Here is a 265-nt window from a genome sequence, read left to right on the forward strand (position 1 = left end):
CGGTAGGATTCGTGACTGGGGTGAAGTCGTAACAAGGTAGCCGTATCGGAAGGTGCGGCTGGATCACCTCCTTTCTAGAGTTTGCACGAAGCAGCAATGCTTCCGCCTCAAATGTTCACACTTATCGACTGTTAGCTGAAGAAGAAACAGTAGTCGTAGTAGCACCGCGTTGGGGCTGTAGCTCAGCTGGTTAGAGCACCGTGTTGATAACGCGGGGGTCGTTGGTTCGAGTCCAACCAGCCCTACCAGTAACACCCGAGTCGTA

At 53.2% G+C, this 265-nt stretch carries 1 tRNA gene and 1 rRNA gene; both read left to right on the forward strand.

The annotated features are described in order from the left end of the window. Positions 1-74, forward strand: a 16S ribosomal RNA gene (locus ACZ92H_RS29740); the annotation flags it as partial. Between the two features lie 97 nt (positions 75-171). Then, positions 172-248: transfer RNA gene (locus ACZ92H_RS29745), tRNA-Ile, on the forward strand. The last annotated feature ends 17 nt before the right edge of the window (positions 249-265 follow it).

Source organism: Janthinobacterium foliorum (genome assembly GCF_978021625.1).